Here is an 18,216-nt window from a genome sequence, read left to right as displayed (position 1 = left end):
GCGCTGAATGAGACCGTTTTCCCTGCATCCCTGCGCGCTGGCCGTGGCCAGCGTCATTTACACTTTTACGCCGGATCCTGTGCTGGCGGAGACTTACTCATCCCTGCCCCCGCCGCCCAGCCTGCAGACCAACAGCAACGGTCAGCAATATATGCTGGAACTGGTGATTAACCAGCAGGAGAACGGCAATATTGTGCCGGCAGAGCAGCGCGATGGTCATTTCTGGATTCGCAGTGGCGATCTGCAGCGTGCCGGCCTGCCAGCGGATAAGCTGGGCCAGCAGCCGCAGGTCGATGTCAGCAGCCTGCACCCCATCAAAGTGGAGTATGACGCTGCGCGACAGCGTCTGCTGCTGACCGTACCGCCTGAGTGGCTGCCCGGTCAGGTGATTGGCGAGGCGAAGAACGGACCGCGCTATCCGGGCCGTACCAGCAGCGGCGCGCTGATTAATTATGATCTTTACGCCAGCCGCACGGATAACAGTGGCTCCCGCCTGTCCGCCTGGAACGAACTGCGGCTGTTTGGTGATGCCGGTCATTTCTCTACTAATGGCGTCTGGCAACAGCAGCTGGTAGGCAGTACCACTTATCAGGATGATGGCTATATCCGCTACGACACCTGGTGGAGCAATGAAGATGAGAATGCGGCGGTGAGCTGGCGGGTCGGCGATCTGGTCACCGACTCGCTGGCCTGGAGCAGCAGCGTGCGGCTCGGTGGCATCTGCGTCGGTCGCGACTTCAGCGTCCGCCCCGATCTGGTGACCTATCCGCTGCCCGCTTTTTCCGGTCAGGCCGCCGTGCCTTCCACCGTTGATCTCTTTATCAACGGCTATCGCTCCAGCCAGGCGAACGTGCAGCCTGGCCCCTGGTCGATGACCAATGTGCCATTCGTTAACGGCGCGGGTGACGCCGTGATCACCACCACCGATGCGGTTGGCCGCCGCGTCACCACCACCATGCCGTTTTACGTCTCCAGTAACCTGCTGAAATCGGGGCTGTCGGACTACGCCTTCTCTGCCGGGGCAATCCGCGAAAACTACGGCATAAAGAACTTCGATTATGGTGAGGCAGCGGCCAGCGGCTCTTATCGTTACGGTATGACCGACTGGCTGACGCTGGAGAGCCACGCCGAAGGCAGCGAAACGCTGGCGATGGGCGGGCTGGGTGGTCAGCTGCGCGTCGGCAGCTGGGGCGTGGTCAACGGCGCGGTGGCGCAAAGTCAGCTCGATGGCGAGAGCGGCAGGCAATATAGCTGGGGATATCAGTACAACAACCGCTGGTTCAACATCGGCACTCAACAGACCCAGCGCAGCAGCGACTTCGGCAATCTGGCGCTGGTCGGCAGCCGTGCCGGTAGCCAGGCGGATAGCCGCTACGCACTATCACGCCGCAGTGCTCAGTACAGCGCCAGCGTCTCGCTGAACCGCTTTGGCAGCGTCGGTGCCGCCTTCATCGACATCACCGACGGTCAGGGCGATCGCACCCGGCTGTGGAACCTCTCATGGAGTAAAAACCTGTGGGGTAACAGCAGCCTCTATGTCTCGGCCAGCCGCGATCAGCAGGAGAAAAGCTGGACCGGGGCGATTTCGCTGGTGATCCCGTTTGGTGAACAGGGCAGCGTGGCCCTCAGCACCGAACGCGATCAGCGTGGCCGCGACAGTCAGCGCGTTTATGCCTCACGCGCCATGCCCAGCGACGGCGGGTTCGCCTGGGATGCCTCCTGGGCGAATCAGAGCGGAGACAGCGGCGATTATCGTCAGGGCAGTCTGCGCTATCGCAATAACCAGATCGACACATCGGCGGGCTTCTATGGCGACGATGACAACCTTACCCAGTGGGCCGATCTCTCGGGTGCGCTGGTGTTAATGGACAACAGCGTCTTTGCCGCTAACGAGATCAACGACGCCTTTGTACTGGTGAAGACCAACTATCCCGACGTAAACGTGCGCTACGAGAATCAGTCGATGGGACGCACCAATCAACAGGGCTATCTGCTGGTGCCCGCCATCAGCAGCTACTACCCGGCCAAATATGATATCGACACCCTCGACCTGCCGGCAGATATGACCACGCCACGGGTTGAGCAGCGCTTTGCGGTGAAACGCCAGAGCGGCTATCTGCTCAACTTCCCGGTGGAGAAACTGCGCTCCGCCAGCGTAATCCTGGTCGATGCGCAGGGCCAGCCGCTGCCGGTATCAAGCCTGGTACAGCGTCCCAATCATCCCACCGAGTATGTCGGCTGGGATGGCATCGTCTGGATGGAAGATCTCACCGCCAGTAACCCGATGCAGGTGGTGACGCCCGATGGCCGCCACTGCGAAGCCGAACTGCGCATCGCCAGCGGTCAGCCGCAGGCGCTGAAAACTTACGGCCCCCTGACCTGTGCGCTGCCCGCTCCTGCCGCAGGCAGCGCCCCCTCTCCCGCTGAATCTTTTACGTCCGGAAACCGACCATGATGAAATCTGTAATACTGGCTGGCCTGCTGCTGTTACTGCCGTCGCTGGGCTACGCCGCCTGCGCCCTGCCCGCATCGACCGCCAGTTTCGGTTCAGTTACGACCTTTGTGGCGAACACCACCGTCAGTTCCACCACCACGAATGCCAACGTCAACTGTGGCGCGGGTGCCGGGCTGTCGCTGCTGGGCAATAACCAGATCACCTTTCAGCTGACAGGCGCGACCAATAGCAACGGCACGCGCGGTACGCTGAAACGCAGCGGTGATACCGGCAGCGATAATGTGCCGGTGCGGCTCTGCACCGACACGGCCTGCGCGACTGAACTGACGATTGGCGGCACGCCGTTTGTCTATGGTTCGCAGACCCTGATCAACCTGGCGGGTTTGCTGGGCAGCCTTAACTTCGCCATTCCGGTCTATCTGCGCACCGTTCCCGGTCAGGTGGTCGCCGCCGGGACGTACCAGCTGACACTGAATATGGCCGTGACTTATCGCATCTGCACCAGCATTGCGATTGGCAATATCTGTTTAAGCGAGCAGAACGGCAGCGGTGTCATCCCGATTAATATCACCGCCATTCTTACCAATGACTGCACCACCATTACCGCGCCGAATATCAGCTTTGGCAGCGCGCCGCTGGTCGGCAGCTTCTCCGCCGTATCACAGACCATCAACGTGTTGTGCAGCAAAGGCAGCACCTATACCGTCGGGCTGAGCAACGGCAGTTATCCGGTGGGCAGCGTCAGGAATATGGCGAGCGGCGCGAATCGGCTGAGCTATGAAATTTATAAAAGTACCACCAGCAATCGCTGGGGATCGGCAGGCACTGAACGCTGGAGCAGCACCACCTCGACGGCGGTATCCACGGATGGACTGACGCGCGGTTTTAACTACACCGCGCGCATCCTGACCACGCAGAACACGCCGCCAGCCGGGAACTACAGCGACAGCGTGGTGGTCGATTTGTCGTTTTAGAGTGAAGCACTGACCGGCGTGCCGCTGTGACGGATCTGGTACTGCTTCACCATCCGGCCAATCAGCAACGTGCCGATCAGCCCACAGACTGCGGCAAAGGTCAGCCAGACGCCCGGCATCGCTTTGTCACCGGTGGCATGGATCAGGTAGCTGGAGATGGCAGGCGTAAAGCCACCAAACAGCGCCGTCGCCAGGCTGTAAGCCATAGAGAAACCGGCGGCGCGCACCTCAGCAGGCATGATCTCCGCCAGATAGACCACCATCGCACCGTTATAACTGGCATAGAGAAACGACAGCCACAGTTCCGCTTCCAGCAGGTGGGCGAAGCTGGCCGATCCCACCAGCCAGTGCAGCACCGGCCAGGTGGTGACAATCATCAGCAGGGTAAAAATGATCAGCAGCGGACGGCGTCCGACGCGGTCTGACAGCGCCCCCATCAGCGGCAGCCAGAAGAGGTTTGAGACACCGACACAGAGCGTCACCAGGAACGCCTGCTTGTCACTCATCATCAACACCGTTTTACCAAAGGTCGGAGTAAAGGCGGTGATCATGTAGAACATCACCGTGGTGGTGACCACCATCAGCATCCCCGCCAGCACCAGCGCCCAGTTGCTGGCGACCGACCGCATGATTTCCGTCATGCTGGGATGATGTTTACGTTTGCTGAACGCTTCTGTCTCTTCCAGCATCCGGCGGATATAGAACAGGAATGGCACAATCAGACAGCCGACCACAAACGGGATACGCCAGCCCCACTCCGTCACCGCCTCTTTCGCCAGCAGATGATTCAGCATCAGACCCAGCAGAGCAGCAAAGATCACCGCAATCTGCTGGCTGCCCGACTGCCAGCTGACGAAAAAGCCTTTGCGTCCTTTGGGTGCGACTTCGGCCAGATAGACCGACACGCCACCCAGCTCCACGCCCGCCGAGAAGCCCTGCAACAGCCGTCCCAGCAGGATCAGAATCGGCGCTGCCACGCCCAGGGTGGCGTAGCCCGGCACCAGCGCGATGGTCAGGGTGCCCATCGCCATTAAGCCCAGCGTCAGCAGCAGCCCTTTGCGACGACCATGATGGTCGATGTAGGCACCGAGGATGATCGCCCCCAGCGGGCGCATCAGGAAGCCGGCACCAAAGGTCATCAGGGTCAGCATCAGGGAAGCAAACGGGTCATCACCGGGAAAGAAGGTTTTTGAAATGGCGGTGGCGTAGTAGCCAAACACCATAAAATCGTACATCTCCAGGAAGTTACCACTGGTGACGGTGAAGATGGTTCGGGCGGCACTTTTCGGCGGCTTTTGTAAAGACGGGGTGTGACTCATAACGGCTTCCTGTTGTTTTTTAGCCGTTTTAGCCTGCCTGACGCGGGATTAATGTGACCTGGCTCACCATTGCACTTTACAAATCTATGTACATAAGTAACAACCAATTAACAATTCAGCTCAGGCAGCATAAGTGATTACCCTGGCCCTGATTTGCCTGATTTTATAGGGCTGGAGAGCAGCCATAAAAAAAGGCGACCTGAACAGTCGCCTTTTTCCTGAACCGGATAAACCGCTATTTCTTCACGGTTTCCATGCCCATCAGACCAATTTTCAGATAGCCCGCCGTGCGCAGCTTATCCATCACGCTCATCAGCGTTTCATAATCGACCGACTTATCCGCCTGGAAGAAAATGGTGGTCTCTTTGTTGCCCTGGGTCTGGTTAGTCAGCACGTTAACCAGCGACTCCGGCGTGACCTGATCGTTACCAACGTAAAGCTGCTTATCCGCTTTAATCGACAGGTAAACCGGCTTTTCCGGGCGCGGCTGCGGCGCGCTGGTTGAGGCGGGCAGATTGACGCGTACGTCGACCGTGGCCAGCGGCGCGGCCACCATAAAGATGATCAGCAGAACCAGCATGACGTCGATAAACGGCGTCACGTTGATCTCATGCATTTCACCATCGGTTTCCAGATCGTCGTTTAATCGCATTGCCATAAGAACTTACCCTAAGCGCAGTTTCTGAGCCGTCGCAGGACGCGGAACATCAGTAGCGACGGTGCCCAGATCAATATCACGGCTCTGCAGCAGCATCACCTGAGCGGCGACATCACCCAGCGAGGCTTTATAGTTGGCGATCATGCGGGCAAAGACGTTGTAGATCACCACCGCCGGAATCGCAGCGATCAGGCCAATCGCGGTTGCCAGCAGCGCTTCGGCGATACCCGGTGCAACAACCGCAAGGTTCGTCGTCTGGGTTTTAGCGATGCCGATAAAGCTGTTCATGATGCCCCATACGGTGCCGAACAGGCCGATAAACGGCGCAACCGAACCGATGGTCGCCAGGAAGCCATTGCCCCGGCCGGCATGGCGGCTGAACGCAGCAACGCGGCGCTCAAGGCGGAAACTGGTGCGATCTTTAATCCCGTTGGTATCTTCCACGCCAGCCGACAGTTCAAGTTCATTCTGCGCATCATTCAGCAGCACCACACTGTGGCTGTGACCGGTAAACGACTGGGCAATGCGGGCGGCGTCATTCAGATTGCGGGCTTCGCCCAGCGCCAGATGCTCGCGCTTCAGGCGGCGCTTAGCGGCGCTGAGTTCGGCATATTTGCCGAAGAAGATCGCCCAGGTCACCACTGAGGCCAATAACAGGCCAATCATGACCACCTTTACCACGATATCGGCATGTTGATACATGCCCCAAACGGAGAGGTCCGTTTGCATCAAATCACTGGCTACCACGCTGCTTCTCCAACTTCTGATTCAGGGATGCGAGACAAGCGCGAATAATAGCAAAACGACGGCGAATTGATAGTAGTTCTCATTAGTATTTACAAAGCTGATCGCCGCCATTTACCCGCAATTGACCAGGTTTAAACACTTTTAAGAAGGATGTTTCGAAAATGTGAAGTTGCATGAAAATTTATTAAAACATCGTTTCAAAATGTGATGGCATTCATTCAATCAGCATTGCCGTATTTTACTGGCGCGCGTTTTCACTATGCTGGCTCCACACGGTTCTCTCCGGTTAGCCCCCGACGCCGGACGCCGTCCTACCTCAGCGGGAGACAAAATAATGAGAATGACGAAAACATGCCTGGCCAGTGCCCTGGCGGCGATGATGATGAGCGCCACCGCCACGGCACAGGTGATCAAAGTGGCTGAAGTCCAGCCTGCCGGTTATCCGACCGTGGTCGCGCTGCAGCACATGGGCGATAAACTCAAACAGGCCACCGATGGACGGCTGGAGATGAAGCTCTATGCCGGTGGCGTGCTGGGGGACGAAGATCAGACGCTGCAACAGGTGCAGCTAGGCGCAATCGACATGATCCGTGTGTCGCTGGCGCCGGTCACCTCGATCGCCCCGGAAACCAGCGTGCTGACCCTGCCCTACATTTTCCGCGACATTGACCACATGCACAAAGTGCTGGATGGCGAGATAGGCCGCGAAATTGCCGACAAGTTCGATAAAGATCCCAACGCCCGCATGGTGTTTCTGGGCTGGACTGATGCTGGTGAGCGCAACATGATCACCAAGAAGCCGCTGGCAAAACCGGAAGATCTGAAAGGCATGAAGATCCGGGTGCAGAACAGCGCCATCTCGCTGGCGACCCTGAAAGCGATGGGCGCGAATCCGGTGGCGATGGGCGTCAGTGAAGTGTTCAGTGCGATGCAGACCGGTGTGGTCGATGGCACCGAGAACAACCCGCCTACTTTTGTCGCCCATAACTATATGCCGGTGGCGAAGTACTACACCCTCAGCGGCCACTTTATCCAGCCAGAGATGATCCTGTTTTCAAAACGCGCCTGGGATCGCCTGAAACCTGAGGATCAGGCGCTGCTGAAGAAGCTCGGCAAAGAGGCGCAGGATGAGGAGCGTCAGCTCTGGGCGACCTATACCGAGCAGTCGATCGCCAAAATGAAGGCAGGCGGCGTCACCTTCCAGCAGACCGACCGCGACTACTTCGTCAAAGCGACCCAGCCGGTGCGCGATCAGTTTGGCGGCAAATATCAGGATCTGATGACCCGGATCGCTGAGGTGAAATAACCCTTCCGCGCCACACTGCCGTGTGGCGTGCTTAATCAGGTATCAATTATGGCCGCTTATACACGTCTGATGGATGGACTCTATCTGCTGTGCATGCTGATTGCCGCCGTGGCACTGATGATTATGGTGACGGTGATCCCGATCGGGATCTTCGCCCGCTACGTGATGAACGGTGCACTCTCCTGGCCGGAACCGGTGGCCATTATCTGCATGATTATTTTTACGTTTATTGGTGCACCGGTCGGACTGCGGGCCGGAACGCATATCTGCGTTTCCATGATGACCGATCGCCTGTCGCCGGTGCGGCAACGGTTGCTGCTGCTGGTCTGCGATGTGCTGATGATCCTCACCTGCCTGGTGATCTTTCAGGCCAGCTACAGCCTGTGTGAAGCGATGTGGGTCCAGACCCTGGCCTCGCTGCCCGCCGTTACCTATGGCGAGATGTACCTGCCGATCCCGATTGGCGCGATCTTTACCCTGCTGTTTGTTATTGAGCGATTGCTGACAGGCGATCAGAGCCAGCGGCCGATTGTCACACTGGGTGGCACCCACTAATCCGGAGCAGAAGATGGATGCATTGATTTTGTTAGGCAGTTTGCTGGTACTGCTGCTGGTGGGGTTTCCGGTGGCATTTGCGGTCGGCCTGAGCGCATTTATTGGTGCATGGTGGATCGATCTGCCGCTGGAAGCCGTGGTGATTCAGATTACCAACGGCATTAACAAATTTTCGCTACTGACTATCCCGTTCTTTATTCTCGCCGGGGCGATCATGGCGGAGGGCGGCATTGCTCGCCGGCTGGTCAACTTCGCCTATATCTTTGTTGGTTTTATCCGCGGTGGCCTGTCGCTGGTGAACATTGTCGCCTCGACCTTCTTCGGCGCGATTTCTGGCTCATCGGTGGCGGATACCGCCTCGATTGGCTCGGTGATGATTCCGCAGATGGAGGAGAAAGGCTATCCGCGTGATTTCGCTGCCGCAGTAACGGCGAGCGGCTCAGTGCAGGCGGTGCTGACGCCACCCAGCCACAACTCGGTGATCTATTCGCTGGCGACCGGTGGGCTGGTAACTATCTCTTCCCTGTTCGTGGCGGGTATCCTGCCTGGCCTGATGCTGGGTGGCTGCCTGATGGTAATGTGCCTCGGCTTTGCCCATAAACGCGGCTATCCCAAAGGGGAGCGTATTCCGTTTCGTCAGGCGCTGAAAATCTTCTTCGACGCGTTCTGGGGACTGTTTACCGTAGTGATTATTATGGGTGGCATCCTCTCCGGCATCTTTACCGCCTCGGAGTCCGCCGCGATTGCCTGTATCTGGGCCTTTTTCGTCACCATGTTTATTTATCGTGACTTTAAATGGAACCAGCTGCATATCCTGCTGTTCCGCACCATTAAAACCGTCACCATCGTGATGGTGCTGATCGCCTTCGCGGCCGGATTCGGCGCGGTGATGACCTTCATGCAACTGCCAACGATTATCACTGAGGCGTTTACCAGCCTCTCCGATAACAAATATGTGATCCTGATGTGTATCAACATCCTGCTGCTGGTGGTGGGGACGCTGATGGATATGGCGCCGCTGATCCTGATCCTGACGCCGGTGCTGTTGCCGGTCGCCACCGCGCTTGGCGTCGATCCGGTTCACTTCGGCATGATCATGCTGACCAACCTCGGGATCGGCCTGATCACCCCGCCGGTCGGTACGGTACTGTTTGTCGCCAGTGCGGTCAGTAAGCAGAAAATCGAGCAGGTGGTGAGTGCCATGCTGCCGTTTTACGGCATGCTGTTTATCGTGCTGATGCTGATTACCTATATTCCGGCTATCTCCCTCTGGTTACCGCGCCTGATGGGCGTGATGTAGCGTCGGCAAAATCGGGTCCGGTAGCGGACCCGATTTTCATCCTGCGACGCACTCTGATAATCACCATTGAGTCTCAACCCTGCTGGTCGTTTCGTGGTAACGTGAGGGCTTAGTCAGAAGCGGCAAAGGCGACTCATGACCACCAGAAAAATTGATACCACGCTCGTCAGTGCAGGACGCAGCAAGCGTTATACCCAGGGCTCGGTGAACAGTGTAATTCAACGGGCCTCCTCGCTGGTTTTTGATACGGTCGCGGAGAAGAAACGCGCCACCGCCGGTCGGGCAAAAGGCGAACTCTTTTATGGCCGTCGTGGCACCCTGACGCACTTTGCGCTGCAGGATGCGATGACGGAGCTGGAAGGCGGCGCAGGCTGTGTGCTCTATCCCTGCGGCGCGGCTGCCGTGGCGAACGCGATTCTGGCGTTTGTCGAGGCGGGCGACCACGTGCTGATGAGTGGCGCAGTCTATGAACCGACCCAGGATTTCTGTACTAAAATCCTGACTAAGCTGCAGGTTTCAACGGGCTGGTTCGATCACTGCATCGGCAGTGAAATCGGTGAGCTGGTGCAGCCCAATACCCGGGTCGTTTTCCTGGAATCGCCAGCCTCTATTACGATGGAAGTTCAGGATATTCCGGCGATTGTGGCGGCGGTTCGCGCTAAAGCGCCCGAGGCGATCATCATGATCGACAACACCTGGGCGGCCGGTATCTTATTTGATGCGCTGGCGCACGGCATCGATATTTCGATTCAGGCGGGCACCAAATATCTGATTGGGCACAGCGATGCGATGATTGGCACGGCGGTCGCCAATGCGCGCTGTATCGATCAGCTGCGCGAGAACTCCTATCTGATGGGTCAGATGGTCGATGCCGATACCGCCTACATGGCGAGTCGGGGTCTCCGCACGCTGGGCACCCGTCTGCGTCAGCATGAAGAGAGCGCGATTCAGGTGGCAGAGTGGCTGGCCGCGCGTCCAGAAGTGGCGCGGGTTAATCACCCGGCGCTGGCGCAGAGCAAAGGTCATCAATTCTGGCAGCGTGATTTTAACGGCAGCAGCGGCCTGTTCTCTTTTATCCTGCAGGAAAAACTCAGCGCGCCCCAGCTGGCGGAATATCTCGATCACTTCCATCATTTCAGCATGGCCTACTCCTGGGGCGGCTATGAATCGCTGATCCTGGCGAATCAGCCGGAAGAGCTGGCCGCGATTCGTCCGGCGGGTGGAGTCGATTTCACCGGTACGCTGGTGCGACTGCATATTGGTCTGGAGCACGTTGACGATCTGCTGGCTGACCTGGACGCCGGTTTTGCGCGCCTGACGCGTTAATAAACTCAGGTAAAAGATAAACAGACGCTAAACAGAAGATGAACCGGGTAGCGGCCACCCGCAGAGTTTGCCGGGCTGCTGCTCATTTATTGTTAAAATTTATCCCAGAACGTTCAGGTCATCAGTGAGGTCGCTGCATTTATTGCGCAGCGCCGCGACCGATTGCCTGAATGCAGACGGATAGTTCCTTGTGACGTGATGGAATAGCAAATGGGTGTTTTACACGAGATTGTCCACGCGCTCTGGCATCAGGATTTTGCCGCGCTGGCAAATCCGGATGTGGTGTGGGTGGTGTACGGCGTGATGTTCCTGACGCTGTTTCTGGAAAATGGGCTGTTACCCGCCTCTTTCCTGCCGGGCGACAGCCTGCTGCTGCTGGCGGGTGCGATGGTGGCAAAAGGGGTAATGGATTTTGTGCCGACGATGGTGATCCTCACCACCGCCGCCAGCCTGGGCTGCTGGCTGAGCTATCTGCAGGGTCGCTGGCTGGGGAATACCCGGCTGGTGAAGAGCTGGCTTATGCATCTGCCGGCGCAGTATCACCAGCGCGCCTGGAATATGTTTAACCGTCACGGCCTGATGGCGCTGCTGGTCGGCCGTTTTCTGGCCTTCATCCGGACGATTCTGCCGACCATGGCGGGCATTGCGGGCTTACAGAATGGTCGCTTTCAGCTCTTCAACTGGCTCAGCGGCGTGCTGTGGGTTGGCATCGTCGTGACGTTTGGCTATGGCATCAGCCAGGTGCCTTTCATCAAGCGTCATGAAGATCAGGTGATGGAGATCCTGATGGTACTGCCGATGGTGTTGCTGTTTCTCGGGCTGTTTGGCAGCATTCTGGTTATCTGGAAAAAGCGTCGGCAGAAACAGGCCTGACGTCAGCGTGTAGCATCAGGATCCGCCGCCACTCAGGCGGACGGATCCGCTACCGTCTGCCGCACACGATTCACCTCTTCTCCTGGCGTCACGCCAAAATAGCGCTTAAATTCCCGCGAAAACTGTGAGGGACTTTCATAGCCAACCCGCACCGCCGCCGCACTCGCTTTCAGTCCATCGTGCAGCATCAGCAATCGCGCCTGATGCAGGCGATATCGCTTGAGATACTGCAGGGGCGACGTCTGCGTAACCGCTTTAAAGTTATGGTGAAAGGCTGAAACGCTCATGTTCACTTCCGCCGCCAGCGCATCGACGCTGAGGTTTTTCGCATAGTGATTCTCAATCCGTCGCAGGGCACGCGCGATCAGGCTGAATTGCGTCTGTCGGCTTACCAGTGAGAGCAGTGCACCACCAATCGGGCCAGTCAGCACGTAGTAGATAATCTCCCGCACGATGTGCGGCCCCAGCACCCGCGCATCGCGCGGCTGGGTCATCACATCAAGCAGCCGCTCAGCAGCACACAGCATCGGTTCCGTCAGCCAGGCCGAGTGGATCCCCGAGGTCTGCGGCTGCGGCTGAAACTGATCGTCATCGCCGATTTCAATCAGCAGATCCTGCAGGCTGGCGGTATCGACATTAAGACACAGCCCGGCAATCGGCACCTCTGGCGAGGCCCAGGTTTCGCACTCCACCGGCAGCGGCACGGTGATCATCAGGTACTTGCTGGCGTCATACTGAAACACGGTGCTGCCGAGATAGCCGGTTTTGCTGCCCTGAAACAGGATCACAATGCCGGGCTGATACATCATCGGCGTACGGGGACGATATTGATTAGCGTAAATCAGCGACACATTTTCGACCGGGCAAAGACGGTCGTGACCGTGGGTCATTAACGTGACGACCTGCTGCGCCAGCCGGTGACACAGGGCATCGTGCGCCATAGCGACTCCTTTTACGGGCAAAAAGCCAGTGTGCCGTGCGAATGCCTGAATCACCAGCAGCCTGGAGAATCAGGCAAGAAATTTACCGAATCGGGCATGGCGGCAGAACCGCTGTTGTTGCCTCAGCTAAGCAGGCTGAGAATTGTTGGCTAGACTTAAGCACAGTGAAATCTCACGGATTAACCGCAACGGAAAGGAGCAACTATGGCAGACCAACCCATTATCAAACTGCGCGATGGCAATATGATGCCGCAACTCGGACTCGGCGTGTGGCAGGCCAGCATTGAAGATGCACGTCATGCGGTGCTGAAAGCGCTGGAGGTCGGCTATCGCTCAATCGATACCGCCGCCGCCTATAAGAATGAAGAGGCGATTGGCCAGGCACTGCAGGAAACTGACGTGCCGCGTGAAGAGATTTTCGTGACCACCAAACTCTGGAACGACGATCAGCAGAACGTTCAGCAGGCGATGGAAACCAGCCTGGAGAAACTGAAACTGGAGCAGGTCGATCTCTATCTGATGCACTGGCCGTGCCCGGAAAAAGACAATTATGTCGATGCCTGGAAGAAGATGATTGAACTGCAGCAGCAGGGGCTGACCAAAAGCATTGGCGTCTGTAACTTCCATGAGGCGCATCTGAAGCGACTACTGGATGAAACCGGTGTCACGCCGGTGGTGAACCAGATTGAGCTGCACCCGATGCTACAGCAGCGCACGCTGCATGCGTGGAATGCACTGCATCAGATCCAGACCGAATCCTGGAGTCCGCTGGCGCAGGGCGGCAAAGGGGTCTTCGATCAGGAGATCATTAAGTCGCTGGCGAAGAAATATGGCAAGACGCCGGCACAGATCGTGATCCGCTGGCATCTGGATAGCGGCCTGGTGGTGATTCCGAAGTCGGTGACACCAGCCCGCATCGAAGAGAACTTTAAGGTATTCGACTTCCGTCTGGACAAGCATGAAGTGAGTGATATTGCGAAGCTGGACAGCGGCAATCGTCTGGGGCCGGATCCGGAAACCTTTAACTAAGGCCTGGCGTCACCAGGTGACCTCACCTTATCTGCCCTGCGGCTGGGGCAGCTAACGATTAACGCGGTCAGGCGGGCTCTCCCTGCCTGACCGCGCTGTTATGCGCTGGGCTGCACCACCAGCTGACCGGCAGTGCCACGGTCGGCCAGTTCCAGCGTCTGACTGTAGTAGACGAACGGGAAGTGATCTGACGAACTTTGCGGGAAAGTGACCATCAGTTCCACGCTGCCATCGACCCACACCGTATCTTTCCAGCCACGATCTTCGCCCATCGGCTGCGCACCATTCACATTTTTAATCAGGAACATCACGCCCTGGATATGCAGCGACTGTGGCCGGTCAGCATGCAGGATCCAGCGCTCAAAGGTGCCCTGCTGTGCCGTGGTGTCAATGCGGCTCATATCCCAGATCGCACCGTTAATGCCCGGCATGCTGTCACCGATGCGGAATTCACGGGTGCGAACCGCCACGCCATCCAGAATCTGATCGGCCAGCAGCCGCATCGGCAGATTATCCGTCACCAGCGGCAGCAAGCCGGTTGGCCGCAGCGTCAGGATCAGGGTTGACGTCAGAATGGAGGATGGCTCAAAGAAGCCGCGCAGCCGATCCATAATGCCCGCCGCCGTACCTGCGGTAATCGACACTTCATCGCCCTGCGACATATCCACCAGCACCTCGCGGCGTTCGCCCGGTGCCAGTGACAGGCGCTGCACCGCCACCGGCGCAGGCAGATAGCCCTGATCGCTGGCGATGACCATAAACGGACGATTGTCGCTGAGCACCATCTCGTAACGGCGCGCATTCGACGCGTTCAGCAGACGCAGACGCACCCAGCCGCGTGATACCTCCACAAACGGATTGCGTACGCCATTCACCAGCAGCGTGTCGCCCAGGAAACCACCATCCTGCGGCGGGTCATAGACCGGCGTGGCAAAGTTATCGAGCCGCTTGTCCTGAATGATAATCGGGAAGTCATCGACGCCGTAATGCTTCGGCAACGGCAACTGCCTGCCAATATCATCTTCCACCAGCCACATCCCCGCCAGTCCGTTGTAGATGTGCGGAGCCATGCGGTTCGGCGTGTTGGCGTGATACCAGCAGGTTGAGGCCGCCTGACGAATCGGCAGCACCGGCGACCAGTCAACACCGGCTGACATCATACGCGGCGCGCCACCCATCAGCGCACCCGGCAACTGCAGACCGCTGATAGTCATGGAGACCGGCTCGTTCAGACGGTTGCTGTAGATCAGCTTAACGTCATCGCCGCTGTAAACCCGGACGGTCGGGCCAAGATAGAGGCCATTAATGCCCCACACCGGCACTTTGTTGTTGTCGCCATTAAAAGACCAGTGGCTGCGCTGCATTGTAAGGAACAGCGGCTGGCCGCGACGGGATTCCAGCAACGGCGGAACCGGAAGTGGCGTGTCGCCATTAGCTGAAGAAGCGGCACGCGCCGCATGAGGTAGTACACTGGCGCTAAGCGCCGCTCCGGCAGAAAGCTGGATGAACTGACGTCTGCTGAAAGACATAAAACTTCTGACCCTTTACGCGTGGCGCTAAGCGCCGACCCTGTTTTTATTGATCTGTTTTTGCTGTGCTGCGTTCACGGCGGGCGGACGTGCCCCGCCGTGCGGCATCCCTGCAGGATAGTTCGGCGAATGGTTCGCCGGTCAGATATTTCCGTTTTTTTCGCGTTCTGCGACTTCGGCGTTCAGCTCTTCCAGCTTTGCCGCCATCAGTTCGCGACAGTGGGTCGCCAGCTTACGCACCGACGACGACTCGAAAGCCTTTACATCAATCGGTGGCAGCATCTCAACGATCACCAGCCCGTTTTTCCAGCGATTGAGGTTGATCTTGCCATGCGTGTTGGAGACCACAATCGGAATGACCGGCACACCCGCCGCCACAGCGGCGTGAAAGGCACCGGTTTTAAACGGCAGCAGGCCACGGCCACGACTGCGCGTCCCTTCCGGGAACATCCAGATGGAGATGCGCTTACTGTTAAACTCATCTACCAGCTGACCGATCGTGCCGCGTGCTTTTGCACGGTCATCGCGATCGATCAGCAGGTTACCGGTCAGCCAGTAGAGCAGGCCAAAAAACGGCACCCACAGCAGGCTCTTCTTGCCCACCGTCACCGTGCAGGGCTGCACCATTTTAGCCGCAGTGACCATGTCGTAGTTGTTCTGATGGTTCGCGATGTAGATCGCATTACCATAGTTCTCAGCACCTTCCGGTCTGCGCAGTTCTACTTTAAGGCCAAACACCGTCGACAGTTTGCCGAACAGATGGCCAAATGTGGCGACGTGACGCGGATTGCGCGGTGAAAACAGACACCAGATACAGCCAGATATACAGACTAAGATCGAATAGATGACCACAATAATGGCACGCAGAATCAGTAACATAGTTCCCTCATTGAGCCACGGCTGACGCGGTGTCAGCCGGGTAGTTTACGCTTCGCTATCCGGGCTCGCCGGACGCGCAGGCGCATCCAGTTCAACACGATCAATTTTTTGCAGGCCGCGCGGTAACAGCGTGCCGCGACGTCCACGATCGGCGCGGAATTTTTGTAGCTCTTCACTGCGCAGCAGCATTTTACGCTTGCCCACGTGCAGCGTGATAGCGCTGCCCGGCGGCAAAATCATCAGCCAGGCCAGTTTGTCCTGACCGGCGGCCGCTTCCGCGGATGGAATCGAGATGATTTTGTTGCCCTTGCCTTTCGACATCTGCGGCAGCTCCCCAACCGGGAACATCAGCATCCGTCCCGCCTGGGTAATCGCCAGCAGCATGTCATCTTCATGATGGACGGCCATCGGCGTCATCACACGGGCGTTTTCCGGCAGCGTCAGCAGCGCTTTACCGGCGCGGTTGCGCGACACCAGATCGCTGAAGGTACAGATAAAGCCGTAACCCGCATCAGAGGCCATCAGCAGGCGCTGGTCATCCGGCTCCATCAGCACCTGTTCAACTACCGCACCCGGCGGTGGCGTCAGCTTGCCGGTCAGCGGCTCGCCCTGCCCGCGCGCTGAAGGCAGCGACGTCGGATCCAGAGTGTAGCTGCGGCCGGTGGAGTCGATAAAGGCCACCGGCTGATTGCTCTTGCCGCGTGCTGCAGCCAGATAGCTGTCGCCCGCTTTGTAGCTGAGTCCGGCAGGATCAATATCGTGGCCTTTGGCGCTGCGCACCCAGCCCATCTGCGACAGCACAATGGTCACCGGTTCAGACGGCACCAGCTCGGTTTCGCTCAGGGCTTTGGCTTCTTCACGCTCACGCAGCGGCGAGCGACGATCGTCGCCGTAGCTGGCGCTGTCAGCCTGTAACTCTTTTTTCAGCAGGGTGTTCATCTTGCGTTCAGAGGCCAGCGTGGCCTGCAGCTGATCGCGCTCTTTTTCCAGCTCCGCCTGCTCGCCACGGATCTTCATCTCTTCCAGTTTTGCCAGGTGGCGCAACTTCAGTTCAAGGATCGATTCGGCCTGGGTTTCGCTGATGCCAAAGCGTGACATCAGGACCGGCTTAGGCTCATCCTCAGTACGGATGATCTCGATCACTTCATCGATGTTCAGGAACGCAACCAGCAAACCTTCCAGGATATGCAGGCGGCGCAGCACGCGATCCAGGCGGTGATTCAGACGACGTTTGACCGTATCGCGGCGGAACACCAGCCATTCGGTCAGGATCTCATGCAGATTTTTCACCGCCGGGCGGTTATCCAGCCCGATCATGTTGAGGTTAACGCGGTAGCTCTTTTCCAGATCGGTGGTGGCGAACAGATGGTTCATCACCTGATCGAGATCGACGCGGTTGGAGCGCGGAACGATCACCAGGCGGGTCGGGTTCTCGTGATCCGATTCATCACGCAGATCCTCCACCATCGGCAGTTTTTTATTGCGCATCTGGTTCGCAATCTGCTCCAGCACGCGCGCGCCCGACACCTGATGCGGCAGCGCGGTAATCACCGCCTCGCCCTCTTCCTTCTTCCAGACTGCACGCTGGCGAATCGAGCCGCGACCGGTCTGATAGATTTTGCGGATTTCGTCACGCGGCGTGATGATCTCCGCCTCTGTAGGATAATCAGGCCCCTGGACAATATCCAGCAGCTGTTCCAGCGTGGTTTTCGGCGAGTCGATCAGTGCGATGGCGGCCTGAGCCACTTCGCGCAGGTTGTGCGGCGGAATATCGGTCGCCATACCGACGGCAATCCCGGTGGTGCCGTTCAGCAGAATATTGGGCAGGCGCGCCGGTAACATCTTCGGCTCCTGCAGCGTGCCATCAAAGTTCGGCTGATAATCGACCGTCCCCTGACCCAGCTCACCCAGCAGCAGCTCGGCATATTTTGACAAGCGGGATTCGGTGTAACGCATCGCCGCGAATGACTTGGGATCATCCGGTGCACCCCAGTTACCCTGGCCATCGACCAGCGGATAACGGTAGGAGAACGGCTGCGCCATCAGCACCATCGCTTCATAGCAGGCGCTGTCGCCGTGCGGATGGTATTTACCCAGCACGTCACCTACGGTACGCGCCGATTTTTTGAATTTTGCGCTGGCGCTAAGTCCCAGTTCGGACATGGCGTAGACGATACGTCGCTGAACCGGCTTTAATCCGTCGCCAATGTAAGGCAGGGCGCGGTCCATGATGACGTACATCGAATAGTTTAAGTACGCATTCTCGGTGAATGTGTGCAGGGCAAGACGCTCTGCACCATCCTGAGTCAGTTCACTCATTAATTT

15 protein-coding genes are annotated in these 18,216 nt (G+C 57.9%); 8 read left to right on the top strand and 7 right to left on the bottom strand.

Annotation, left to right across the window (positions count from 1 at the left end; translation table 11 throughout):
- Positions 1–7 precede the first annotated feature (7 nt).
- Both FOV68_RS13570 and FOV68_RS13565 read left to right on the top strand, forming a co-directional pair.
- A complete protein-coding gene (locus FOV68_RS13570; RefSeq protein WP_143991057.1) occupies positions 8–2,455 on the top strand; it encodes a fimbria/pilus outer membrane usher protein in 2,448 nt (815 codons plus the stop codon).
- Positions 2,452–3,429 (top strand): spore coat U domain-containing protein, encoded by a 978-nt coding sequence (locus FOV68_RS13565; RefSeq protein ID WP_031594443.1) that lies wholly within the window; start codon positions 2,452–2,454, stop codon positions 3,427–3,429. The genes FOV68_RS13570 and FOV68_RS13565 overlap by 4 nt, the downstream gene beginning before the upstream one ends.
- Here FOV68_RS13565 and FOV68_RS13560 read toward each other — a convergent pair.
- The 3 genes from FOV68_RS13560 to exbB form a co-directional block, all read right to left on the bottom strand.
- Complete coding sequence (locus tag FOV68_RS13560) at positions 3,426–4,748, bottom strand: MFS transporter (RefSeq protein ID WP_031594444.1); 1,323 nt, start codon at positions 4,746–4,748, stop codon at positions 3,426–3,428. The two genes, FOV68_RS13565 and FOV68_RS13560, sit on opposite strands and share 4 nt — an antisense overlap.
- 235 nt (positions 4,749–4,983) lie before the next feature.
- On the bottom strand, positions 4,984–5,406 hold the full coding sequence (exbD, locus tag FOV68_RS13555; RefSeq protein WP_010249013.1) for a TonB system transport protein ExbD: 423 nt from the start codon (positions 5,404–5,406) through the stop codon (positions 4,984–4,986).
- A gap of 6 nt (positions 5,407–5,412) precedes the next feature.
- Entirely contained in the window at positions 5,413–6,135 is a 723-nt protein-coding gene (exbB, locus tag FOV68_RS13550) for a tol-pal system-associated acyl-CoA thioesterase (RefSeq protein WP_022623877.1), read from the bottom strand.
- Positions 6,136–6,487: 352 nt separating this feature from the next.
- Between exbB and FOV68_RS13545 the strand changes: the two genes are divergently transcribed.
- The 5 genes from FOV68_RS13545 (at position 6,488) to FOV68_RS13525 (ending at position 11,513) form a co-directional block, all read left to right on the top strand.
- Positions 6,488–7,459: a TRAP transporter substrate-binding protein gene (locus tag FOV68_RS13545; RefSeq protein WP_031594445.1), complete on the top strand. Its 972-nt coding sequence runs from the start codon at positions 6,488–6,490 to the stop codon at positions 7,457–7,459.
- Between the two features lie 48 nt (positions 7,460–7,507).
- Positions 7,508–8,014: a TRAP transporter small permease gene (locus tag FOV68_RS13540; RefSeq protein WP_039388122.1), complete on the top strand. Its 507-nt coding sequence runs from the start codon at positions 7,508–7,510 to the stop codon at positions 8,012–8,014.
- A 13-nt stretch (positions 8,015–8,027) separates the two neighbouring features.
- Positions 8,028–9,314, top strand: coding sequence for a TRAP transporter large permease (locus tag FOV68_RS13535; protein WP_039388120.1), 1,287 nt, complete (start codon positions 8,028–8,030; stop codon positions 9,312–9,314).
- A 135-nt stretch (positions 9,315–9,449) separates the two neighbouring features.
- A complete protein-coding gene (metC, locus tag FOV68_RS13530) occupies positions 9,450–10,640 on the top strand; it encodes a cystathionine beta-lyase (RefSeq protein ID WP_010671119.1) in 1,191 nt (396 codons plus the stop codon).
- Between the two features lie 210 nt (positions 10,641–10,850).
- Positions 10,851–11,513 carry a DedA family protein gene (locus FOV68_RS13525; RefSeq protein ID WP_143991056.1) on the top strand — a complete coding sequence of 221 codons (663 nt, stop codon included), beginning with the start codon at positions 10,851–10,853 and terminating at the stop codon, positions 11,511–11,513.
- Positions 11,514–11,545: 32 nt separating this feature from the next.
- Here the strand turns inward: FOV68_RS13525 and FOV68_RS13520 are convergent, their stop codons facing one another.
- Positions 11,546–12,454, bottom strand: a complete 909-nt coding sequence (locus FOV68_RS13520) for an AraC family transcriptional regulator (RefSeq protein WP_039390680.1) — start codon at positions 12,452–12,454, stop codon at positions 11,546–11,548.
- A 204-nt stretch (positions 12,455–12,658) separates the two neighbouring features.
- Between FOV68_RS13520 and dkgA the strand changes: the two genes are divergently transcribed.
- Complete coding sequence (dkgA, locus tag FOV68_RS13515; RefSeq protein WP_010249022.1) at positions 12,659–13,483, top strand: 2,5-didehydrogluconate reductase DkgA; 825 nt, start codon at positions 12,659–12,661, stop codon at positions 13,481–13,483.
- Between the two features lie 98 nt (positions 13,484–13,581).
- Here dkgA and ftsP read toward each other — a convergent pair whose 3' ends face one another.
- The 3 genes from ftsP to parC all read right to left on the bottom strand — a co-directional run bounded on the left by ftsP (position 13,582) and on the right by parC (position 18,210).
- Positions 13,582–15,012, bottom strand: a complete 1,431-nt coding sequence (ftsP, locus tag FOV68_RS13510; RefSeq protein ID WP_143991055.1) for a cell division protein FtsP — start codon at positions 15,010–15,012, stop codon at positions 13,582–13,584.
- 141 nt (positions 15,013–15,153) lie between these two features.
- Positions 15,154–15,891: a 1-acylglycerol-3-phosphate O-acyltransferase gene (locus FOV68_RS13505; RefSeq protein ID WP_064703161.1), complete on the bottom strand. Its 738-nt coding sequence runs from the start codon at positions 15,889–15,891 to the stop codon at positions 15,154–15,156.
- A gap of 45 nt (positions 15,892–15,936) precedes the next feature.
- Positions 15,937–18,210, bottom strand: coding sequence for a DNA topoisomerase IV subunit A (gene parC / locus FOV68_RS13500; protein WP_010671122.1), 2,274 nt, complete (start codon positions 18,208–18,210; stop codon positions 15,937–15,939).
- Positions 18,211–18,216 lie beyond the last annotated feature (6 nt).

This window comes from Pantoea sp. paga (assembly GCF_007558755.1).
GTDB classification, from domain to species: domain Bacteria; phylum Pseudomonadota; class Gammaproteobacteria; order Enterobacterales; family Enterobacteriaceae; genus Pantoea; species Pantoea agglomerans.
The sequence above is the reverse complement of the archived record's forward strand: the minus strand, read 5'-3'. Positions and strand labels throughout refer to the sequence as shown.